General features: G+C 68.5%; 14 protein-coding genes. 7 read left to right on the top strand and 7 right to left on the bottom strand.

From position 1 onward, the window contains the following. Positions 1–50 precede the first annotated feature (50 nt). Entirely contained in the window at positions 51–1,112 is a 1,062-nt protein-coding gene (locus tag ENSA5_RS11610) for a potassium channel family protein (protein ID WP_181197647.1), read from the top strand. Here ENSA5_RS11610 and ENSA5_RS11605 read toward each other — a convergent pair whose 3' ends face one another. Then, positions 1,113–1,802: a hypothetical protein gene (locus ENSA5_RS11605; protein WP_106391710.1), complete on the bottom strand. Its 690-nt coding sequence runs from the start codon at positions 1,800–1,802 to the stop codon at positions 1,113–1,115. A 308-nt stretch (positions 1,803–2,110) separates the two neighbouring features. On the opposite strand from ENSA5_RS11605, the gene ENSA5_RS11600 reads away from it, so the two are divergent. Beyond that, a complete protein-coding gene (locus ENSA5_RS11600) occupies positions 2,111–3,181 on the top strand; it encodes a sigma-54-dependent transcriptional regulator (protein ID WP_181197646.1) in 1,071 nt (356 codons plus the stop codon). 347 nt (positions 3,182–3,528) lie between these two features. Here the strand turns inward: ENSA5_RS11600 and ENSA5_RS11595 are convergent, their stop codons facing one another. Beyond that, on the bottom strand, positions 3,529–5,634 hold the full coding sequence (locus ENSA5_RS11595) for a KAP family P-loop NTPase fold protein (protein WP_106391708.1): 2,106 nt from the start codon (positions 5,632–5,634) through the stop codon (positions 3,529–3,531). A 79-nt stretch (positions 5,635–5,713) separates the two neighbouring features. Then, positions 5,714–7,345 (bottom strand): hypothetical protein, encoded by a 1,632-nt coding sequence (locus ENSA5_RS11590; RefSeq protein WP_146155585.1) that lies wholly within the window; start codon positions 7,343–7,345, stop codon positions 5,714–5,716. Positions 7,346–7,472: 127 nt separating this feature from the next. On the opposite strand from ENSA5_RS11590, the gene ENSA5_RS11585 reads away from it, so the two are divergent. The 5 genes from ENSA5_RS11585 to ENSA5_RS11565 all read left to right on the top strand — a co-directional run bounded on the left by ENSA5_RS11585 (position 7,473) and on the right by ENSA5_RS11565 (position 16,741). Next, the gene (locus tag ENSA5_RS11585) at positions 7,473–7,775 is read left to right on the top strand and encodes a hypothetical protein (protein ID WP_146155584.1); all 303 of its coding nucleotides are present in this window, start codon (positions 7,473–7,475) and stop codon (positions 7,773–7,775) included. Beyond that, positions 7,772–9,619: a serine/threonine-protein kinase gene (locus ENSA5_RS11580; protein ID WP_106391705.1), complete on the top strand. Its 1,848-nt coding sequence runs from the start codon at positions 7,772–7,774 to the stop codon at positions 9,617–9,619. Before ENSA5_RS11585 ends, ENSA5_RS11580 begins: the two co-directional genes overlap by 4 nt. Further along, positions 9,616–11,622 carry a serine/threonine protein kinase gene (locus tag ENSA5_RS11575; RefSeq protein WP_106391704.1) on the top strand — a complete coding sequence of 669 codons (2,007 nt, stop codon included), beginning with the start codon at positions 9,616–9,618 and terminating at the stop codon, positions 11,620–11,622. The genes ENSA5_RS11580 and ENSA5_RS11575 overlap by 4 nt, the downstream gene beginning before the upstream one ends. A gap of 187 nt (positions 11,623–11,809) precedes the next feature. Continuing rightward, positions 11,810–14,524, top strand: coding sequence for a YncE family protein (locus ENSA5_RS11570; protein WP_219906772.1), 2,715 nt, complete (start codon positions 11,810–11,812; stop codon positions 14,522–14,524). A gap of 192 nt (positions 14,525–14,716) precedes the next feature. Continuing rightward, the gene (locus ENSA5_RS11565) at positions 14,717–16,741 is read left to right on the top strand and encodes a hypothetical protein (protein ID WP_106391703.1); all 2,025 of its coding nucleotides are present in this window, start codon (positions 14,717–14,719) and stop codon (positions 16,739–16,741) included. A gap of 58 nt (positions 16,742–16,799) precedes the next feature. On the opposite strand, the gene ENSA5_RS11560 is transcribed toward ENSA5_RS11565, so the two are convergent. From ENSA5_RS11560 to ENSA5_RS11545, 4 genes are all read right to left on the bottom strand, one after another. Then, positions 16,800–17,873, bottom strand: coding sequence for a sialidase family protein (locus tag ENSA5_RS11560; protein ID WP_219906771.1), 1,074 nt, complete (start codon positions 17,871–17,873; stop codon positions 16,800–16,802). A gap of 268 nt (positions 17,874–18,141) precedes the next feature. After that, a complete protein-coding gene (locus ENSA5_RS11555; protein WP_106391701.1) occupies positions 18,142–19,026 on the bottom strand; it encodes a hypothetical protein in 885 nt (294 codons plus the stop codon). 9 nt (positions 19,027–19,035) lie between these two features. Continuing rightward, positions 19,036–21,072: a DUF6748 domain-containing protein gene (locus ENSA5_RS11550; RefSeq protein ID WP_106391700.1), complete on the bottom strand. Its 2,037-nt coding sequence runs from the start codon at positions 21,070–21,072 to the stop codon at positions 19,036–19,038. Positions 21,073–21,348: 276 nt separating this feature from the next. After that, positions 21,349–22,596 carry a VWA domain-containing protein gene (locus tag ENSA5_RS11545; RefSeq protein ID WP_106391699.1) on the bottom strand — a complete coding sequence of 416 codons (1,248 nt, stop codon included), beginning with the start codon at positions 22,594–22,596 and terminating at the stop codon, positions 21,349–21,351. Positions 22,597–22,605 lie beyond the last annotated feature (9 nt).

Genomic DNA, 22,605 nt, shown 5'->3' with positions numbered 1-22,605 from the left:
TCGTGCGCTGTCGACGGCGGCCCGTGCTAGGGTCCGCGGCGAGGACGACCGTGCTGCTGCTGCGACTCGTACGACTGGCGCGCCATGTTCGCGCCCGACGCTCGACCGGGCTGGGCCTCGTCGCCTTGCTGCTGACGGTGGCGATCGTCGGCAACGCCCTGACCTTCTACCTGTTCGAGCGGACCGTCGTTCCGACCCTGAGCTGGGGCGACGCGTGCTGGCACAGCGTCGTCTCGGTCACGACGATCGGCTACGGCGACTACTCGGCGACGACGGTCGGCGGGCGAATTGGGACGATTGTCTTCATCATCATCTTCGGGCTGACCACCTTCAGCCTGTTCTTCGGCATGGTCATGGATTGGGCGAGCACGGCCATGTCCAACGCACAAAAAGGGCTCGGTCGCGCCATGGTTCGGGATCACATCCTCCTCGTTCACTTCCCCAGCGAGCAGCGCGTCAAGCAGGTCATCGACGAGATCCGCGGTGACCCCGAGTACGGCGACAGCGAGATCGTGATCGTCAGCACCGCGATCGAGGAGCTGCCCTTCGCGGCCAAGGACGTGGTCTTCATCCGCGGCTCGTCTCACGACGTCGACACTTACGCGCGCGCGGCGATCGACGGCTGCCGGATGGCGATGGTCCTGAGCCCCGACTACAGCGATCGCAACAGTGACGCGATCGTCGCCGCCGCCGTCAGCGTCATCGATCGCATCAAGCCCGAGATCCACATCGTGGCCGAGTGCGTGGACGAACGCCACCTGCCTTTGTTCGACTCGTGCAACTGCGACTCGGTCATCCTCGGCATGAGCATCGCGGGCAACCTGCTCGTCCAGGAGGTCCACGATCCCGGCGTCGCCCAGCTCGTCGGGGTCCTGACCAGCAACCGGCGGGGGACGACCTTGTTCAGCGTCGACGTCGAGGGCGCGGGCGTGCCCTACCGTGAGATGGCAAAAGCGCTCCACGACCAAGCCATCAACGTGATGGCCGTGAATCGCGGAGCGGTGAGCCACACGACCTTCAAGGGCATCGAGTCTCAGGTTGGTGATCGCATCATTTATGCGGCGGCCGGTCGGGCCAACTGGGCCGAGCTGGTCGCCAAGTCCGGGCACTGATCACCAGCCGCCGCCGCCCTGGTCGTCGTCGTGGCAGCACCAGAAGCGGCGGCGGTCGAACTTGTCGCACACGCCCTCGAAGTCACGCCAGTCGGGATCGTTGTCGTAGTCGATGCTCCGGTTGCCGCACAGCGCCTGGTTGTCGTCGACCATGTTGCCGATCCACTTGTTCTTGGGGTTGTAGTACTCGTCGTCGTCGGTGTTGAGGTAGAGGTAGGTCAGATCCTCGTAGCTGCAGACTGTGCTGTGCCGCCTGCGGCAGAAATTGGCCGCGCGAAAGTACCGCCGCTGGGGCGCGAGCTCCTCGCTGATGCACAGGCGCGGTCCGGCGTGCTCGAAGCCCGAGCGGCAGTCTCCGTCGGGGAAGTCGGCCTGGAGCCCGTCGGGCTCGGGCGCGTCGTCGAGCGCGGCGTTGCTCCGCGGGTCGTTCATGTCCGTGCCGTCGAGCGACTCGGCGTAGTCCGAGTATCCGTCGGCGTCGCGGTCGTAGTCGTAGAGCTGGCGCTCCTCGTCGAACCCGACCGGGGCCAGGCCCTGGATCTGATCGGGGGTCTCGCTGACGAGCGGGGCGTCGTCGGCGGTGGGCGCGGCGGCCTCTTCGAGCTCGGGTGGTGTGGCCTCGAGCTCCTCCGTATCGCAGCCCCCGGTGGACATGACCAAGACGGCGAGACAGCTGAGTGAGGTGAGCATGAATTTGTGAGTGCGAGTGGATTGGGTGTCCATGCCGCGGGCCTAAGCAACGCGCGTGCCTGGTCGGAGTCGCCCTGATCTTTGGTACAAAAGACCAGTCTCTCGCGCCGCTGCGTCCGCGGCGGACGCAAGCCGACGTCCACCGCGGACGCGCGGCGGGCGGGCCGCCCGAATCGCAATGTCTGCCGCGTCGACTGGGTTCCGCGTCCTGGTGACAGGACTACCTTCTTGTCGCTCGCCCGCCGCGAGCCGAGCAAATGGACCGCACGCGCAGCGCCCCGACCCGGTCGGGCTCTTCGGACAAAGCGGTGACCTCGGGTCATCTCGACCTGCCGGTCGTGGGCGAGGGCATGCGGCCGATCGTGACGCGCCTCGCGACCTACGCGACCTTGCCCGAGACGCTGTTGCTCGCCGGCCCGACCGGGACCGGCAAGTCATCGATCGCGCGCTGGGTCCACGAACGCTCGACGCGGGCCGAGGCGCCCTTCGTGACCGTCGATCTGTTGTCGGTCCCCCGCGACATGCAGATCGCCGAGCTGTTTGGCTGGCGACGCGGGGCGTTCACCGGGGCGGTCCGCGACCAAGACGGCGGGGTCACGCGCGCCGGGGCCGGGACCTTGTTCATCGATGAGATCGACAAGCTCTCGCTCGCTTGCCAGGCCGGGCTCTTGCGTCTGCTCGAGGATCGCAGCTTTCGGGTGCTCGGTGACGACCGCCAGGACCGGCGCTGCGCCGCGAGGATCATCGTTGGGACCAACGTCGATCTCGAGCGCGCCGTCGCGCAGGGCGAGTTTCGCGAAGATCTCTACTACCGGGTTCACGTGCTCGTCGTCGAGCTGCCGGGGCTCGACGCGCGCCGGGACGAGATCCCCGGGTGGGCGAACTTCATGGCCGCGCGGCGCTGCGACGAGGCTGGCGGGCGGGGCTCGCGGGCGTTGAGTCGTCAGGCTTGCGAGCTGCTGTGCGCCGCCGAGTGGCCCGGCAATCTGCGCCAGCTCGACAACGTGGTCCGCCGGGCCTGGGCGCTGTGTCTGGCCGAGGCGCCCGAGGCCGCGCGGATCGAGGATGGCCACGTCGCCCTCGCGCTGACCCACGAGTCGCACCATGGCCATGGCGGCGGCGCGGTCCTCGGCGAGCTCGAGCGGGCCGCGGACGCGTTGATCGAGGAGCTGCTCACACGCGGTAGCCCGCTTGAGCTCGGGGACCTCGATGTGTTCCGCGGGATCGTGCTCGAGCGCGCGGCCGCCCGGCTCGGTGGGATGCGCGAGGCCTTCGAGCTGTTTGACGCCCAGTCGACGATCGACCGGCGCAATCACGCCCGGGCGTTCAAGCGCGCGCAGGCCCGGGTCTGTGGGCTGCGCAGCTGGCTGGCGGAGTGATGAGGGCTGCTAGCCCTGAATCAAGCGCTGCGCGCTCGACTCAGGCCTTCTAGTCTTCAAGGGGCCTTTCAAAAAGGCCCCTCGCTGCGGCGGCAAAGCCCCCTTCGCTCACCCCAAACGCTCGCCTTGCGGCTCGTACTAGCCCTAAATCATTCAGCTTTTTAAATTCAGCGCTTGATTTAGGGCTAGCAGCCCGTGGTGCACTGCATCGCGCCGCCTCGCTTGGCCTTTTCGCCGAGGGCTTTGTCGCCAAAACTTGCAGTACGCCCGGTACAGCGGCGTTTTGGCTTCGCGCCCTCGGCGAACATTCCGGCGCGAGGCGACACGATGCAGTGCACCCCGGACTGCTAGATGCTGGCGTAGCGGGTTCCGCGGGCGCGGCCCTTGTAGGTGGCCTCGCCGCGCTCGATCAGCCTGTTCAATGATGCGCGGAGCTGAGTCCGTGAGCCGCCGACCTGCTCCTCGATCACGCGGGCAGGAATATACTCCCCTCCGTGCAACCGCAGGCATGCGAGCACGCGAGCGTCGTAGGCCCCTCGACCCTTGGGGCTGCGTGTGTCCACGACGGCGCTTTGAATCGCCTTCCAGTCGTGAAACAGCGCATCAACGCTACGTGCGTCGGCGTCTCCGTCGACCAGCCAGTAGAGCTTGGCGTTGAAGCGGCCATTCCGCTCGGCCTCGGTTTGCGCGCGAAGGGCTCGCTGCTCTCGCAGCTCGAGGACGCGCTGGGTCTCGGCTTTGATTCGAACCGATTCGCCATCCACGATCAGGCGCAGCCGCTTGATGTCGGCCTCGTAGTCGGGCCATCGCTTGAAGTTCTCATCGGACTCGCCGGTGACCGGATCCCGAAACACGAGCATCGGACGACCGCTGAAAGCGGGGACTGTCTCGGAGAGCTCCTTGAAGCCAACTCCACGGCGGGTGGGTGGAGTTGCTGTCTCCACTTGTTCGGCCTCGCCGCTCTCCAGGGTGGTCGAGGACGTCACGCTCAGCGCGTTGTCGAGGATCTCGAGTTCGTAGTCCGAGTAGATGTTGTCGCTGTCGAGATCGAGCGCCTGTAGCGCGATCTGGGCGAGGCCCCGGATCCGCTTGATCATCGCGGTGTCGCTGGCCTTCACGATGCGGCGGAGGTCCGAGATCAGGCTGCGGAGCGAGTCGGCGGGTCCGTCGTCGTCGTCGTCCTCCTCCTCGGGAGCCGGGGTCGGCTCATAGCCACGCACTTCGTCGACGCGCGCGTCGAGCTGGTAGGCAATCGTGCGGAAGTCTCCCGAGTCGTCGCTGCGCTCGAGTAGATTGTAGACTTCGGGCATCGTGAGCGAAATTAGCGTGCGAAACGGCGGCTCGTGCTTTGCCAGCAGCGAGTACATCTGCGGAAGCGCGACCTGAACGCAGGCGAGCACGAAGGTCACGAGGCGCTCGCTGTCGCCGACCTCATCATCCTCGCGGCCGATCTGGATGAGGTGGGAGAACAGCGAGTGGATGTTGAGCGCGCGCTTGAGCCCGCGCGGATTGTTGCCGACCGACAGCTCGGTCAACTCGGCTGCGGCATCTTCGAAGAAGCCCTCCGCGTCATCGGTCAGGGCCCCGTAGACCCGCTCGAAGTGGCTGCGAAGGAAGTCTTGCGTCGTATAGCGTTCGACGGGCATCCGGTAGGGAACCTGGATGATCTTGTCGAAGAAGCTCTTGCCCTCGCTCTCGCGGAAGTCCTCGGTCGCGTAGTCTTTGCGCTGGCGCAGGCCACGGATGACGACGTCGTAGTCGATCGCCAGCATGAACACGCAGCCCTCGACGTCGATCAGGTTCTTGACGGCCTCGAGGAGCTCAACGGCCTTGCTTGGGGCCAGACGATCGAGGTCATCGATGTAGATCACCACACGTTCGTGCGCGACCCCCTCGCGCTCCTGATCGAGGCAGTCACGAATGACGGTGGCGAAGTCGATCTTCATCTGCTCGAACAGGCCGGCCTCGTCGAGGTCGCTGCGGCCCTCGAGCACGTCGAGCATGGACTTGCCCTCGAGAGCTGCACCTCCGCCGCTAACCTTGGTCGCCTGGACCACGGCACGGATGAAGCGGCTGGCGTTGTGCCAGACCGACTTCGACGGCTTGCCCTTGATCTTGACCTTCTGCATCAAGTTCACGAGCATCGAGCTGGCGAGCTGATCCTCGTTGCCGAACTGCGCGTACTGCCAGGTGTTGAACCAGATGTTGAGCGTGCTGCCGTCGTCGAGCTTGGCGCGCACGAGGTTCATCAGCGAGGTCTTGCCGGAGCCCCAGTCGCCCTGGATGCCGATCGTCATCGGCGTGCTGCACATCTTGATGAACCCCGCGAGCGCCGCGGCGTGGTCCTCGAGACCGAGGAGGTCGCGGTTGTCGACATCTTCGCCCCGGGTGGGGTCGATCGGGACGTCAGGGAATCCAGTTCTTTGGTGGGTCTCGATCACGTCGAGGAGCATGCCAGAGCAGCGGCGTGGGTGCTGCTGGGCATATGAACCAGCTGAACATTCGCAGCGCGATCACGCCGCTCCGAAATTCCTACGCCAACCCAAACCCGGGCGCCTGCGAGGCCGCGAGCTTGCGCGGGTAGGCGACCTTCTGCCGCCGCATCCAGGTCTCGGCCTGATCCTGCAGCTGCCCGCCCTCGCCCCCGCCGATCAGCTCCCCGAGCGCATAGCGAGCGCACTCGCGGTGCAGCTGCATATCCACGGAGTTGAATTCGCGCACGGCGGCGTCGAGGCTGATCTGCGCGTCCTCGCGTCGACCCTCGAGGTTGTGCAGCCCAGCGCCGAGCAGGCTGCTCAACCCGGGCGCGACGCAGCTCGGGTCGCGCCGCGTCTGGTCGATCAGACCCTTGACGTCGCCGAGCACCCGCGCGCGATCCCAGCTGCTCGACCCGAGCCCCGACTGCGCGAGCAGGCGCGCGCGCGCGAGCTCGGGGTCCCGATCGAACTGCTCGATCAGCGCGAGGCCGACGCGCGCCCGGGTCACGCGGATCTCCAGACCGAGCATGCGCATCGGCAGGTAGAAGGCCGACTCGAGCTCGCGCCACTGAGCGACCACGGCCGCCCACGCCGGGGTCGGATCGCCGCGGTAGAGGCACGCGTGGACCTCGGCCATGAGGTCTCGATACTGCTGGCGGCGGTAGCCGCTCTCGGGCCACGGCGCCCCGACCACGGCCCGCTGGCGTTCGAGCAGCTCGCGGGTCCGAGCACGGACGGGCTCGACCTCGTCGGCCGCGAGCCAGACCAACATCGGCTGGCCGGTCAGGGCCTCGAGCAGCATCAGCGAGTCCTTGTGGCCCTCGGCCTCGAGGATCCGCCGGTCGAGTCGCCGACGCAGCTCGACCAGCTCGCCGAGCCACGCGAGCGCGAACCAGTGCAGGGCGGCGACGCGGGCGCGCTCATGGGCGATGTCGAGGCCCTCGTCGGCGAGCTCGGCGAAGATCGTGTCGGCGCGCTCGCAGGCTTCGACGCAGCTGCGCCACCGCCCGTGGCTGAACTCGTAGGTCGCGAGGGCGAGCTGACGCCAGGCCTCGTCGAGGGGCTCGTTGGTCTGCTGCGCCAGCTCGGTGCAGCGCTCGATCATTTTCTTGACCGACTTGTCGAAGGGGCCGCCGATGCGGGTCTGCATCGCGACTTCGCTGGCCAGCGCGCGGCAGCGATCCGAGGCCTGGCCGAAGCGCGCGACCTCGGTCAGTCCGAGGGTGCGAAGGGCGTCAGCGAGCGCCGGGTGAACCAGCGACAGGCTGCTCGCGGCCTGGTTTAGTACGATCATGCGCCGCTCGTCGGCGGGCGTGGGCGTCTCGACCTTGCCAGCGAGCTCGGCGTCCTTGACCAAAAAGCGACCCCTTCGCCAGGTCGAGCCGAGCAGCGCCCTGGTCGAGGATGTCGGCGGCTGGATGTCGGAGGTCTCGAGCAGCCGCTGGACCAGCCGCCAGCCGTGGCCGAGCGCCCCGCCGCGAACGTGGCAGTCGGCCGCGCGCAGGGTCAGCGAATGCGAGCGGGTCAGGCCGTTGTCGGGGGCCTGCGCGGGGTCTTGGATCGCGGCGGCAGCGAGGAAGCAGCTCGCGGCCTCGCGCCAGTTGCCGCGACGGCGAGCGGTCTCGGCCTCGGTCACGAGCGCCGCGAAGCGGGCCTCGGCCAGGTCCGTCGTGTGGCGTTCGTTCACCGTGATCACGGTCGCCCACCCGAGCGGCGAGCGTCAAGCGTCAAGGTCGCCTCAGTGCCGCGTTGTCGCTGCGCTGTCTTCGGGACGCGCGGCCCGAGTCTTGGAGACGACAAAGAGACCACGCAGCTTGGTCCTTCCCTTCGCGCTGACCCGACCTGTGGGCGCGACCGTCAACGTCACCGTCGACGTCGACCCCGTGGCGGACAAGGCCTTCGCCCCGGTCGGTGACGGTGGGGAGTGGGAGATCGCGCGGATCTCCACCTCCGATCGCGTTCACACCGTCGACGCCTCGGCGCTGCTCTCGGTCATCGTGATCGGCTACAATTCCTACGACTCCCCGGCGGGCCTCGACCACGCCGTGATCAACCCCAGTGAGCTGGGCGGGCCGGGGAATGACCCGCGCAGGCCCGAGTTCTCCGCCGCCCCGTGAGCGATCCATCCCAGCCCTACCGCATCGGCCGACTCCTGGGGCGGGGCGCGGTCGCGAGCGTGCACGAGGTGTTCGACAGCGAGGGCCAGCGCTTCGCGGGCAAGTTCCTCCACGCCTCACGCGACGGTGACGAGGTCGCCGTGACCCGCTTCGCCCAAGAGGCCGCGCTGCTGCGCGGGCTCGACCACCCCAACCTCGTGCGCGTCGACGGCCCGGCGCAGGGCGAGGGCGAGGCGGGCGAGCGCCGGGCCTTCGTGCGCATGGAGCTCGTCGACGGTGTGGGCCTCGACGTGGTCATCGCCCGCGAGGCCCCGCTGCCCGAGTCGCGGGTGATCGAGTTCGGCCGTCAGCTCGCCGCCGGGCTCGCCTACGCCCACGGGCACGGCATCGTTCACCGCGACCTCAAGCCCGCCAACGTCCTCGTCGCCGAGCTCGACACGGGCCCGGGCGTGCTCAAGATCGCCGACTTCGGCATGGCCCGGGCGAGCTCGCTCTCGGGTATCGACGCCGACGCGCTGACGATCCTCGGCACGCCCGACTACATGGCGCCCGAGTCCCTCGACCCGATCGCCGTCGACGCGCGCGCCGATCTCTACGCGCTCGGCTGCATGCTCTACGAGATGCTGACCGGCGAGGTCCCCTACTCGGCGGCGACGCCCTTCGGGACCCTCGCTCGCCACCGCGACGACCCCGTGCCGACCCTGGCAGACGCGATCTCGCCGGAGCTGCGCAGCCTCGTCGAGGCGTTGATGGCCAAGAGCCCGGCCGATCGTCCGCCCTCGGCCGGGGTCGTCGCCGAGCGCCTCGCAACCCTCGCGCGGGCCGCCTTGGACCCGAACCCTCAGGCCCTCGCGCTCGTCCCCTCGGTCGCGGGCTCGCGCTGCGCGGGCTGTGGCCACGCGCTGCTCGAGCACCTTGCGATGTGTCTCAACTGTGGCCTGAGCGCGGTCACGGTCGAGCGAGGCGAGCACTGCGTCATCATCACGGGTCCGGGCGAGGTCGGCGACAAGCTCGACAGCGCCATGCGGGATCGTCTGCGCGAGTGGCTCGCGAGCAACCCGCAGATCGGCCTGGCCGCAGCCAAGGCGCTCGAGTCAAAGATCCCGCGCTTGCCGGTCGTGTTCGTGTCGTCGGTCGCCGAACGCAGCGCGCAGGCGATCGTGACCTCGCTCGCCGCGCTCGGCTTCGCGTCCGAGGCTCACGCGGGCTCGAGCCTCAAGCACCCGATGGTCCGGTCCAAGGCGGGCAAGCTCGTCGGTCGCGTCGGGTTGATCGCCCTGACCTCGATGGGGGGGATCTGGCAGACTGGCGTCGCCGCCCCGGTGATCCTTGGCGTCGGCGCGCTCGCGGCCATGATCGGGATGTCGATCCACTCGGCGAAGGCCGTCACGCGCAGCGTGGGTGCAGCCCCCGACGTCCTCAGCCCGGGGCTGCGGACCGCCTTCGATCGTGTCGAGCAGATCGCCCCCGCGCTGCCGGAGGCACGGCACCGCCACGCGCTGCGGGCTGTCGTGCGCCAGAGCCTGGATCTTCGCAAGCAGCTCGGTCCGGACCAGGTCGACGAGGAGCTGGCCGGGGCGGTCACGCTCGCGAGCGCGACGACGGCGAGCCTGGCCCGGATCGACGCAGACTTGCGCAGCCGCGACCTCAACGACGGCGCGCCCGAGACCCGCGAGCTGCTCCACCAGCGCGACCACCTCGCCGGGCGCATGGCCGAGCTCTCGGGCTCGCTCGAGACCCTGCGGATCCGCGCGCGCTCGGGGCGGGGGCCGGTCGAGACCGACGAGAGCCTCGACGATCTCCGCGCGCGGGTCGAGGCGCTCGAAGAGGTTCAGGCGCTATGACAACCACGCTCTCCCCTCGGCTCCGCGTCGACCCGCTCCTGACCAACGCCCGGGTCTGCGCGGGCCCGACTCGGCGCAACAATGAGCTGCGTTGGGAGCTCGAGCTCGCGGACGGACGCGCCGCCCGGCTGGCGCAGCTCGCCCCGGAGCTCGCGTCTGATGCGTCGGTCCGCAGGCGCTACCGTCGAGACATCGCCCACCTGGCCGAGCTCGCGCCCGAGGGCGTCGCCGAGCTCCTGGCCTGGGGTCCGGTCGAGGGTGACGAGCCCGAGCTCGAGCCCGAGCCCGACGCGTCGCCGTGGCGCCTGCGGGTGCAGGTCGAGGGCGAGTCGCTCGAGCGCTGGCTCGACGCCCGCGCCCCCGCCAGCCCCGACGAGGTCGCCGAGAAGCTCGCCCCGCTGTGCCGACTCTTGGCCGGGCTCCACGCGCAGGGCGTCGTCATTCGGGACCTCTCCCCGAACAAGATCGTCAGCGACCCCTCGGGGCGGGCGTGGCTCGTCGACGTCGGCCTGGTTCGGACCGACATCCTCTCGACGCGGACCGCGGCGAGCCTGGTGCTCGAGAGCTCGCCCTACACCGCGCCCGAGATGCTCACGCGGACCGCGGTCGACGGTCGGGCCGATCTCTACGCCCTCGGTGTGCTCATGTTCCGCGCGCTGACGGGCGAGCTGCCCTTTGGCGATACGCACGCGCTCCTGCGCGCTCCTGACCAGCCCGCCCCGAAGCCTTCGTCGCTGCGCCCGGGGCTCTCGCCCGCGCTCGACGAGCTCGTGACCCAGCTGCTGGCGGTCAACCCTGGCGCGCGGCCGGAGACCGCGGGCCTGGTCGCCGATGTCTTGAGCGGCGACGCGAGCTTGCCGAGCCACGCGCTCGCTCAAATGGGTTGTCAAAGCTGCGGCGCTTCGATGCCCGTGGGCCAGCGCCTGTGCCTCGGCTGTGGCAAGCTCGCTGTCCAGTTCGAGCACGCCGGGTCGGAGGTCCCGCCCGAGCAGCGACGCAAGCTGGTCCTGCGCAAGGCCAAGGAAGACGGCGCGTTCGTGGCCAACCTTCGCGAGCTGTGCACGGAGCTCGCCGAGGGCGAGGTCCCGGCCCTGAACTTCGTGATCGGCGACGCGCGGATGTACTCCAAGGCCGAGCAGGAGCGGATGTTGCGGTTGCCCGTGACCCTGTTCAACGACCTCGACCTCGGCACCGCCGAAGCGCTGCAGCAGCGCTTCGCCGCCCGCGGTGTGCCGGTGGAGATCAAGCCCCTCGACGGGACCGACTCGGCGCGGGGCCCCGCGGGCTTGACCCGCGCGCAGCGGCTCGGTCTAGGGATTAGCGGTGGAGTTGGTGGCGCGATTGCGCTCGGTCTGGGGGTGCTGGTCCACCCACTCGCGGCGGCGGCGGTGATGCTCGGGCTCGTCGTGCTCGGCGTTCTCATGATGATGGGCTTTCGCAAGACCAACCAGCGCCGCTTCTTGCGTTGGGGGCGATCATTGCTGTGCTTGCGCAGGGGGCCTGCGGCGCTGCCGGCGTCGGATCCTCTGGTCGCACGACTCGCGACGATCGTTCAGGCCAAGCCAGCCAAGGACGTCCACGAGCTGGTCTCGCGGCTCGCGTTGTTGGTTCAGCGCATGGTCGATCATCGGGGCGAGAACGCGGGCGAGGCGGCCGAGATCGAGCTCGCGGTCTCGACCCTCGAGCCGCTGATCGGGCAGGTAGAGGCGCGGGTGCGTGCGATTCGGGAGCTCGACGATAGCCTCGCCGAGCTCGACGAGGGGCGGTTGGTGCGGGCGCTCGCGACCTGTGCGGCACGCGGTGCCGATTCGCAAGAGCGCGAGCGGCTGCTCGATGGCCTCGATCGTCTGCGCGTGCTGGAAGTCGAGCGCGCACGGTGTCTCGCCAGTCTCGCCGAAGCGTGCGATCTCGCCCGGCGCTCGGTTGATATGGGCTTACGCGTAAAAGACCCCGAGGCCGAGCATGCGCGGCGCGTCAAGATGGCTCTGCTTGCCCTCGAATGACGCGCGATCTCGCACCTCGCTAATATGGGTATCTGTTACGCGTATCTTTAACGTCTCCTGACTCGGGGCTGCGCCCCGACAACCTCGCTGCGCTCGGCCCCCAGGTCCTGGGAGACTGTGATTGCAGATACAAAAAACACACAGATTGTTCTGGAAATTTATTGTCATTTTGATCAATCATGACGGCATGGCCCTCCGCAATCTCGTGTTCCCGCTGATGTCCGTAATCGCGCTTCTTGCGGTACCCGATGAGGTAAGAGCGTCACAGCCGTTCACTGCGTTCGAGAGCGGCCAGGTCCGCCCCCTCGCGATCTCGCCCAATGGCCACCGGCTGTTCGTCGTCAACACCCCTGACAGTCGCCTCGAGATCTACGCGATCACCGAAGATGGCCTCGAGCACGAGAACTCGGTGCCTGTCGGCCTCGAACCCGTCGCCGTCGCTGCACGCAACAACCACGAGGTCTGGGTGGTCAATCACCTGTCAGACAGTGTCAGCGTGGTCGCCGTTGGTCCTCACGCTCGGGTCAAGCGTACCTTGCAGGTCGGCGACGAGCCCCGGGACATCGTGTTTGCCGGGCCGGGCGGGAAGCGGGCCTTCATCACCGCAGCCCACCGCGGGCAAAATGCCCCCTTCGATCCCCAGCTGACCACGCCGAGCGTCGGTCGGGCCGACGTGTGGGTGTTTGATGCTGCCCAGCCCAGCGCGCCGCCGAGCATCGTCAACCTCTTTAGTGACACGCCGCGGGCCCTCGCCGTCGACGCCGACGGCTCGCGGGTCTACGCCGCGGCCTTCAACTCGGGCAATCAGACCACCGTCATCGCGCCGGGCCTGATATCCGACGGCGGCGAGGACGCGGGCGGTCTCCCCGGCCCCAACATCAATCACGCTGGTATCGGCGAGCCCGACAACGGCCTAATCGTCCGCTTCGACGGCGCCCACTGGGTCGACGAGCTCGGTCGGGCCTGGGACGACTTGGTCAAATTCAACCTCCCCGACGAGGACGTGTTTGTGATCGACGCCAACGCGCCGACCCCGGAGCTGGTCCCCGGCGGCGTGTTCACCAGCGTCGGCACCACGCTGTTCAACATGATCGTCAACCCGGTCAGCGGGAAGGTCTACGTCACCAACACCGAGGCCCGAAACCACGTCCGCTTCGAGGGCCCGGGCATCTTCGCCGACACCACCGTCCGCGGCCACATCGTCGACAACCGCATCACCGTCCTCGACGAGCAGGGCGCCCACCCGCGGGTGCTCAACAAGCACATCGACTACGACGACTGCTGCGCCCCGGTACCCAACGACGAGAGCGTGCTGAGCGTGTCTCAGCCCCTCGGCATGGCGATCACCGACGACGGCGCCGTGCTCTACACCGCCGTGCTCGGCAACGACAAGGTCGCGATCTACTACACCGCCGAGCTCGAGGACGACAGCTTCTACCCCGACGCCTTCGACCAGATCCCCGTGACCGGCGGCGGCCCCACGGGCGTGGTCCTCGACGAGGCCAACGACCGGCTCTACGTCCTGACCCGCTTCGACAACGGCGTCTCGATCATCGACACCGACGCCCTCGAGGAGATCGACCACCTGACCATGCACTCGTCCGAGCCGGCCGAGCTCGTCGCCGGGCGCCGCTTTCTCTACGACGCGGCCATGACCTCGAGCCACGGCGATCAGTCGTGCGCCTCGTGCCATATCTTCGGCGACAAGGACGAGCTGGCCTGGGACTTGGGCGACCCCGACGGCGACGTCACGCCCGTGGCCGACAACGTCCGGACCGACTTCGGCATCGGGGACATCGACTATCACCCGATGAAGGGGCCGATGCTGACCCAGAGCCTGCGCGGCCTCGACAATCACGGGCCAATGCACTGGCGCGGCGACCGCAACGGCATGGGTGAGGAGCCGAGCGCTCAGCCTGACACGGGCGCGTTCAACGAGGACGCTGCGTTCAAGGTGTTCAACATCGCGTTTCCGGGCCTGGTCGGGCGTGACGAGATGCTCAGCGACGAGCAGATGCAGGCCTTCACGGACTTTGCGCTGCAGCTCACCTATCCGCCCAACCCGATCCGCAACCTCGACAACTCGCTGACGGCCCAGCAGCAGGCCGGGCGGGACTTCTTCTTCAACAACCTGTCAGTCGTCACCGGCGACCTCAACTTTTTTACGTGTGAGAGCTGCCACCGCATCGACCCCCAGGCCAACGCCGAGTATGGCGTCGCGCGGCCGGGCTTCTTTGGCAGTGACGGGCAGGTCGTGTACGCCGAGCTCGGGCAGACCCTCAAGATCCCCCATATGCGTAATTTTTATACGCGGGTGGGTGCGTTTGGGATGGCCGGCGGGGACCCATTTTTCAACACGCCGGGCCAGCCCTTTTACGACGCGAGCCATCAGGGGGATCAGGTCCGCGGTTTCGGCTATGCCCACGATGGCTCGAAGGATCAGCTGTTTCGGGTCTTCAATGGCTTCTCCTTTGCGCCGGAGGGCTTCCATGACTTCGAGACGATGGTCGAGGTTGCCAGCTTCTTGCTCGCGTTCGACAGCAACCTCGCGCCGGTCGTCGGCCAGCAGGTCACCCTTCGCAAGCAGGATTTTGGCAAGCTGCAGGCCTGGGCAGAGGTCGATGCGCGGATTGATCTGCTGCGTGGGCGGGCTGACGCGGGGGAGTGCGAGCTGATCGCCAAGACGCGGCTGGGGCCGTTTGAGCTGGGGCTCTTGTATGAGGGTGGGGGGTACACCTCGAGCTTCTCGGCGCTGCCGAGCCTCAGCGAGGCTCAGGTGCGGGGGTTGGCCTTTGGCGCGGAGGTCACCTATACCTGCGTGCCCTTGGGGTCGGGGGAGCGCTTGGGCATCGATCGCGATGGTGATGGTGTGCTCGATGGTGACGAGCAGCTTTGGTGGTAGGGGCGGCTGCGGTCGGGGCCTGCGGTCGTGAACGCCGCGGTGATCAGCAGCGCGCCCGCGGCGAATATTCTGCGGGCCGCCCCGCGGTCAGGTGGTGACCATGTGGACGCGGCAGGGGCAACTTCGTCGATCGGTGCGCGCCGAGCCTTTCAGACCTACGAGCTTTAGAGTTCGACCAGCTATCATGCGTGGATGGTCTTCAACGCCTCCGCCGCCCGCCGCCCCCGGCAACCGCTCGTCGTCTCGGCCAGCCTCCTCGGCCTGGTCCTGGGCTGCGGCGGACCGCTGCCGGGCGACGAGGGCCCGGGCACGACCTCCTCGGGCGGCACGAGCACGGCCACGGCGACAGACACGGGCACGGGCTCGACCGAGTCCTCGACCGAGACCGGCGAGGCCTGCATGGAGATCGTGGGCGAGTGGACGCTCGCGCGCACGCACTTGCCCAGCCTCCAAGATTTGTGGTCCGAGGGCGATCACTTCGTGGCCTACGGCGACGGCGCGCTCTTGACCTACGACGGCGCCCGCCTGGTCTGGCACGAGGACCTGGGCTTCGACAAGCTCGCCAGCTCCATGGGCGTCGCCGCGCGCAGCCTCGATGAGGTCTGGCTGTCCAACAACAACAACGCGATGTACTGGGACGGGGCCGTGCTCGAGTCCACGATCGACGGAGAGCTCGACGGAGTGACCATCGACCTCATCCGCGTCGCCGACGACGGCGAGGTCTACCTGATGGGCAGCTCGGGCTGCTGCGCGCCGCAGCTGTGGCGTTGGGTCGACGGAGGCTGGGACCCGCTCGAGGGCCCCGCGCTCGACTACGGCCTCGACTTTTGGCCGCTGGCCGACGGCGAGCTGTGGCTCAGCGCCGAGGATGGGTGGTTTGCCCACTTCGTCGACGGCGCCTGGGAGGTCGAGCAACACCCCGATCCGAGCTTCGACGGCGAGCAGATCGCGGTCGATGCCCAGGGGGGCCTGTGGGCAGCGAAGAACATGGTCACGACCCGGCTCGTACACCGCTCGGCTCAGGGCGCCTGGACCGAGGTCATGCTCGAGGGCGCGGCCCGGCGCCTGCTGCCCGACGACGACGCCGTCTACGCGCAGGTGGGCGTCTCGGACCCGGCGATGTTCCGCTGGGATGGCAGCTCACCACCCACGAAGATCTTCGACGCCACGATCCACGAGCTCGGCGAGACCGGAGGCCAGATCCGCGCCGTCGCTGGCGGCCCCGATCGAATCTACACCCTCGGTCTGTCTCCCAGCATCCACACCTTCGTGCCCGTGCCACCGATCGCGCTCGAGCCCGTGCTCGAGTTCACCTCGATCTTCCCCTGGCCAGCCGCCGCCCACGACCTCGACGCGGTGTTCGAGCGCACGCCCCAGACCCTGCGCCGCTTCGACGAGGGGCAGGGCGCGTGGGTCACGGTGGTCGAGCTCTACGAGGGCCCCGGCGCCGGAGTCATCAAGGGCTTTTGGCCCGAGGGGGTCGACTCGGGCTGGCTCAGCGTCGCGCTCGACGGCGACGGCGGCCACGAGCTCCAGCGCCTCGAGGGCGGGGCGACCGAGGCCTGGCCGCAGCAACCGGGGCTCGAGAGCCTCGGCCAGCTGTGGGGCAGCGCCAGCGATCGCGTGTTCGTGATCGGGACCAGCGCAGGCACGGGCCGGGTCTGGCGCTTTGACGGCGCGCAGTGGTCCGAGCTCCTCGGCGCCCAACAGGGCCGCGGATCGATCATCGGGCTGACCGGCGACGCGAGCTCGCTGGTTGTGATCACCGTCGACGACGAGGTCCTCGCCTGGGACGGCGCGACCTGGACCGAGCTCGGCGCGCCCCTGCACGAGGAGCTCGAGTCGGCGGCGCTCGTGCGTGTCGGCGGCGAGATCCTGGCGCGTCGCGCCTGGCTCGAGGGCCTGGACGATCCCTACCTCGTCGAGGACATTCGGCGCTGGGACGCAGACGAGCTGGCCTGGGTCCCGCTCGAGAGCGTGCCCGAGCCGATCCTCGGGATCGCCGACGACGGCCACGGTCGGGCCTGGGCCCTGGCTGGCGCGCCTCTGCGCCTGTTCCACCACAGGGGTGAGGGCTCCGTCGAGCAGCCCTGGCTCGAGTTCGAGCTCGGCGACGACACGATCGCGGGGTCCGTCGAGATCGTAGCGACCGAAGCTGGCGTCCTGATTCACGACGAGCGCAACACCGCGGTGTTTCGCTTGGGCTGCGCCGACTGATCGCGCGACGCGAGTGCGCCTGCGCTGCGGCATGCTCAAGGTCACTCAGGGCACCTGATCAACATACGACAAGCTCCCAGCTGGCCATCCTCAGCTGAGCCAAAGGGTTGTCAGGCAGCTTCTCGTACCACACGGTGACGAAGCGACCGGGCGAGAGCTCTGCGGTCGACGGATAACCCAGATCCTCCGACGCCGCGTCGCCCTGAATGATCATGGGAGCGGACCACGTCGCGCCGTGATCTTCGCTCAGTCGGGCCTGGTTGCCGAGGGGCTTTTGACGGTGGCCATAGGTCATCAGCAAGCGTCCGTCTGACAGGCGAAGCAGATGTGAGGGCAGACCCCAGACACCGATCGGGCGGGGTGTTGTCCAGGTTCGGCCGCCGTCGGTGGATTGTGTCTGCAGCGTCTCTCTCTCGTTGGCCGAATTGTGGTTTCGGATCTGCACAACCCAGCGGCCGTCGCTGGCTTCAACAGCGTGGGGCTCATGGTATTCGGCCGAAACATCGCCGGGCCGAACTGGCAGCCGTGCCTGCAGATCCCACGAGCGACCGTCGTCTGCTGAGGTCCAGACTCCAACGATGCGCTCGTCGGTCCACAACCCCACGCCGGCGTACAGCAGGCGACCATCACTCAGGTTGACCGGCCCGTGTGGGCTGTTTGCGGGCACGCGCTGGGCCGGCGACCAGTTTAGACCGCCGTCTTCCGAGCGCAGCATCCAGCACCCCAGAAGGTTGGCGTGCTGCCCCTCGGGAAGTCGCCGCCAGACCGCCTGCCACCGCGCGAGTTGAGCCTTCGGCATCGTCGGGTTGTCGGTTGCAGCAGCCGCTATCGCGCGGTGATAGTAAAGCTCGAAGGCGACCGACGTGAAGGTCGTGGCCAGCAGCGTCCCCTGCGCGGTCTCTGTGATTCCGGCGTCGCGGTCGTCAATCGGGCTGTCCAGGATCGTCCGGGGCCAGGTCCAGGTCGCCCCGTCGTCGTACGAACGAATCAATTCGACCCGGCCGAAGGGGCCGGCGTGGCTCTGACGTCCGCCGGAACACACCACCAGCAATTCACCGCTGCGGCGGCGGGTGAGCGTTGGCCAGCCGTGGTAGCGATCCGACTGTTCGCTGATCGTGCGGATTTCATGCACCGTGAAAGCGGGGGCGGGGGGCGATGGGGCGACGCTTCCCTTCGTTCCGGCAAGGGCTCCCGTGGCGGAGGCTGGCATGATGGGCCGATGTGTCAGTGTTGACGTGAACGAGCTCTCGATTAATTGGGGCTTCTGTCGTGGCGTCTTCAGCAATAATGGCCCGAGTTGAGCAGGGAGCGACGGGCTGAGCTGCCGTAAACTTTGCGCCGTCGTGCCCTCGTCTTTCGCTTGTTGTGGCCGAGGCCAGCATCCTGCAAGCAGCGGCCGCTCAGCTCGCTAGCACCCACTGGGCGAGGGTGTCGGCCCCGTTGGCTCGCGCTCGGTGGCCGCGAAAGCGGGCGAGGCGAAGCCCCTGGCGATCGATGCTGCGCGCGAAGGGGCAAAACTCGGTCCGCTCGTGCCAGCCGAGCCAGTGGGCCTCCCAAAACGAGTTGTAGCCGACGCCGCTGACGACGAGGTCGGCCCCGCCGAGGGTCCGCGCGGCTGGAAACAGACCGCGGCCGGGGCCGTCGGGGTCGAGGCGCACGACCGTCGCTCCAGCAGGCGCTCGCGCCTGGGCCCGGGCCTCGAGCTCGCCGCGCTCGGCTGGCTTGCCAGCGTGACTGACGACGACCAGGGGCCGATCATCTGGGGCCCCGAGCAGCTCGCGCAGACGGCCCGGCCCGGCGCACTCGTTGGGGTTGGCGATCACAATTGGGTCGATGGCGTGGGTCAAGACCTCGGCGCCGATCGGCTCGATCGCAACGATCCGGTCCCAGGCCCCCGGGTCGAAGCGGACCGCGCCGGCGCCAGTCAGCCACACCGGCGGGCAGGCCCGGACCAGCAGCCACGCCGGGCAGCCGAGCCGGGCGAGCAGGTGACGGACCGGGGCCCAGAACATATCGACGATGACCAGGTCGGGCTGCCAGTCGAGCAGCGCCCGGCCGAGGGCCGAGCGCGGGGCGAGGTCCGGATCGGCGAGCATCGGGTCGTCGCGGACCTCGACGCTGAGGTGGTCGCCCGACAGCCACCCGTCGAAACCGGTCGCCGGCCCGAAGCTGCGGACCTCGCCGGTGAAGCCCGCGCGGGCCAGCCCGCGGCGAATCGCCTCGCCGCGGACGAGGTGTCCGGCGCCGACGGTCCCGGCGGTGAAGTAGGCGACGCGCGTGGCCATGCTCGACCCTCAAGACCCGCAGTCGAAGGCGATGGTTCCGAGGTCCTCGCAGGTGTCGAGCGAGCAGACCCCGCCGCTGTCGCCTGTGCCGGGGCCGATCCAATAGTTGCACTCGACGAGGTAGCCTGGCCAGCAGTCGCTGCCGTCCTGATCGCGCTGGACAATGCGGTACCACTCGTCGTCGCTCATGTCGGCGCAAAAGCTCCCGTCTTCGCCGATCTCGATCTCGCCGATGAGCTCCTCGCCGCCGCCGTCGAGCACGCGGCTCAGCTCGGCGACGCCGCTCGCCGGGCCCGAGATGCAATTGTTGGAGCTCCAGTACTCGAGCTGGCCCGAGATGCAGCGCGAGTCGGGCGGCGCGCAGTACTGGCCGACGGTCTGGCCCTCGTCGCGGGCCAAGCCCCGCAAGATCGCAAGCTCGGCCGCGGGCCTGCGCATGTCGGGCGTCGCGGCCGTCAACAAGATCGCCCGGGCCATCTCGCGTCCGCGGCCGAGCTCGCTTTCGTCGGGCGAGTTGATCTGGAGGTAGGTCGCGGTGTCGCTGAGCGCTGGGGCCTCGACGGAGACCTCGACGAGGTCATGGGGGACCCCGCCGAAGCTCAAGACCCCCGACAGCAACGAGTTGTACAGCTGCCAGCTGGTCCACCAGCCGTCGCTGACCCCGATGTTGCTGATGCCGGCGCCAAACTCCGGCACGAAGTTGATGCCGAGGCCGACCGTCCCCCCGGCGCCGAACACCGCGTCGTCCCACGGGGTCTGGATCTCTTCGAGGTAGCAAAAGCGGTTGTTGGGGATATGGGGGAGGTGGCTCAGGTCCGCGCACGAGGTGAACGCCGCGGCGCCGACGCTGAGGCCCAAGAAGCCCGAGAACGCGCTGAGGATGTCGATGTCGCCCGAGGCCCCGACGACGTTGCCGGTCCAGGCGTCTTGGATCGAGTCGCGCTCGCCGTAGCCCCAGCCCGCGTAGTAGGTGCCGGCGCCGCCGAGCACGGTCGTGTACAGACCCAGGCCGACATACCAATAGGCGCCGATCTGGCTGTGAAAGAGGTCGTAGACCGCGTCGACGCCCCCGAGGGCCTGGACACCGAACACGGTCCCGCTCGCCGACATGCCCTCGTAAAAGTACAGGTGCTCGGCCCACGGGTCGCCGAAGGCCTCGAGCTCGGAGAGGTTCTCGCAGCTCGCCATCGACTCGGCGTCGGCGACCATCTGATCGATGTCGCGCTGAAAGGGCTGAAAGATCGAGAACTGGCCGACGCGCACGCGGATCTCGCCGTTGAGCTGATCCATGGGATCTTCGGGCAGCGCGATCTGAGCCCCGTCTTGGCCCTGCTTGAACATCATCACCGGGTTGTCGGCCTCGATCGGCCCGGTCAAGGGCATGGTCACGGTGACCGGTTTATCAAAGCTGAGGTCGTGGGGGCTGAGCTCGGCGGCGAGGCCGACGGCGGCGTCGACCTCGTCGAGGACGAGGGTGTCGCGGGCCTGGATCGAAAACCCCGTCGGCTCGTCGACGGCGCCCGGCGGCACCTCGACGACGAGCCCCGCGATCGGGCCGTCGACGACCTCGAGGTGGCCGCCCGCGGGGCCGATCTGGGCTTGGGTCGGGCCCAGGATCTCGCTGACGACCAAGGTGTCGGCGACGAATTCGTTCTTGGTCATGACCTCGATGAGCTCGCCTTTGACCAACACCTTCTGGCTCGTGATTCGCTCGCGGAGCGCGGCCTCGGCCGGCGCGCTGAGCTCGAGGGCCGAGAGGTCGAGGGTGAGCATGTGGCACTCGGGCTCCCAGCTGTTGTCGGCGCAGCGGGTCTGCTCGGCACCGACCCACTTGACGAACCACCCGCCGCACCCGGGCAGGACGCAGTCCGTCGGGTCGATGCGGGTCACGATGAAGTAGGGCTCCTCGACGGGCAGGTCGAAATTCTCGACGAGGTTACCGGCCCGCTCGAAGCTCTCGTCGCTCGGGTCCGAGGTGCACGCGCCCGCCACGAGGATCGGGACGAAGGCGCAAGGAAGGATGGGAACGGTGCGGCGTACAGACATGGGGGCTCTGCCCGCGCGAGTGTGCGTGCGCGGGCCCTGCTCACCCTTGAAGTCGGGGCCCGGCCGTGACTGTCCACGACAAATCGGCGCGAATCAGCTCGAGCGGTCGCCCGCGAGGGCCCGCGCCCGAACAAGGGCAGCTCGGTCATGGCCGAACTGGCCGAACTGGCCGAACTGGCCGAACTGGCCGAACTGGCTCCGAGGCCTGGCCGAACTGGCTCCGAGGCCTGGCCGAACTGGCTCCGAGGCCTGGCCTGGCCGGGCAGGTCGACCCGCTCAGCCGATCGGTGGCATGTTGCAGCCGTAGACGATGTCGATGTCGACCACGACCCCGCCCTTGATCGCGTCACAGGCCGGGCCGTGGAAGGTCACCGTGTTGGTCATCGGGTCGTAGGTCCAGCCCTCGTTGGGATCGTTGGGCACGCCCGCGGGGTCCTTGTCGAAGAACACGTAGATCTCGTTGGGGTCGGGCGGGACCTGGTCGAGCTCGAAGGTACAGGTCGCGACGGCGTTGGCGATCTGGTCGAGGGCCATGTCGAGCTCGTCGGCCTGGTCCGCGAGGTAGCCCATCTCGGTCCCGCCGGCCTCGGCGATGTCGTTGACCTCGCTGAGGTTGGCCCCGCCGAAGCCGACGGCGAACACCTTGACCGGGGTCGCCTGGCCAAACAAGTTGGCGGCCGCGACCGGCCCGTCGATCTCGTTGTCGACGCAATCGCCGCTCTCGGACCCGTCTGTGATCAACAAGATCGCGTTGTCGCGCTCGAGGTCCTGCAGGGTCGGGTTGCCGACCTGAGCCTGGAGCGACTTCCCGGTGCTGGTCTCGGGGTCGCCCGAGTCGCACAGATACTCGATCAGGCCGTCGTTGTTGACGTTCTGGCCGTCGTTCGAGCCCTCGCCGACGGTCGTGGCCAAAAAGCCGTTGATCGCGGCGGCGTTTTGATCGGCGAGCGGGACCACGACGGTCCCGGCCGAGCAGCCGTTGCCGACGCAGGCCGAGTAGGTCGCGAGGCCAAAGCGGATCTTGTCGTCGAAGCCCGTGGTGACCTGCTCGATCGCGAGCTTGGCGACCTCCCAGCGGTTGAGGTTGGTGTCGGGCACGTTGCCGCTCATGCTCCCGCTGCGGTCGAGCATGATCAGCAGGTTGGGCGGCACCGCCTCGATCGAGAACTCGAAGCCGCCACAGTCGCCACCGATCGCGCACACGCCGTCCTCGCAGGTCTGGCCGTCGGGGCAGTCGTCGTCAATGAGGCAGCTGTCCGCGGGCCCGCACTCACCCGAGCCCGGGAGGCAGACCTGACCTGACGGGCAGTCTTCGTCGCCGCTGCAGGGGGCGCCCGCGTCGTCGCTCGAGCTGTCTTCGGCGTCGGTGTCGGTGGTCGAGCTGTCTTCGGCGGTGGTGTCGGTGGTGGCGGTGGTGCTGATCGTCGCGACCCCGGTGTCGGCCGGGAGCTCGGTCTGCGTCGTGCAGGCGAGCGCGACGAGTCCAAGCAGCGAGATGAAAGGGAGTGACGTGATGCGAGACATGGTGATTTT

The sequence above is a fragment of the Enhygromyxa salina genome, from assembly GCF_002994615.1.
In the GTDB taxonomy this organism is placed as follows: Bacteria; Myxococcota_A; Polyangia; order Nannocystales; family Nannocystaceae; genus Plesiocystis; species Plesiocystis salina_A.
The sequence above is the reverse complement of the archived record's forward strand: the minus strand, read 5'-3'. Positions and strand labels throughout refer to the sequence as shown.

Coding starts and splice junctions, on each gene's coding strand:
- ENSA5_RS11550 (WP_106391700.1), bottom strand. CDS start 21,072: ATGTCTGTACGCCGCACCGTTCCCATCCTTCCTTGCGCCTTCGTCCCG.
- ENSA5_RS11575 (WP_106391704.1), top strand. CDS start 9,616: ATGACAACCACGCTCTCCCCTCGGCTCCGCGTCGACCCGCTCCTGACC.
- ENSA5_RS11545 (WP_106391699.1), bottom strand. CDS start 22,596: ATGTCTCGCATCACGTCACTCCCTTTCATCTCGCTGCTTGGACTCGTC.
- ENSA5_RS11555 (WP_106391701.1), bottom strand. CDS start 19,026: ATGGCCACGCGCGTCGCCTACTTCACCGCCGGGACCGTCGGCGCCGGA.
- ENSA5_RS11595 (WP_106391708.1), bottom strand. CDS start 5,634: ATGCTCCTCGACGTGATCGAGACCCACCAAAGAACTGGATTCCCTGAC.
- ENSA5_RS11565 (WP_106391703.1), top strand. CDS start 14,717: ATGGTCTTCAACGCCTCCGCCGCCCGCCGCCCCCGGCAACCGCTCGTC.
- ENSA5_RS11570 (WP_219906772.1), top strand. CDS start 11,810: ATGGCCCTCCGCAATCTCGTGTTCCCGCTGATGTCCGTAATCGCGCTT.
- ENSA5_RS11605 (WP_106391710.1), bottom strand. CDS start 1,802: ATGCTCACCTCACTCAGCTGTCTCGCCGTCTTGGTCATGTCCACCGGG.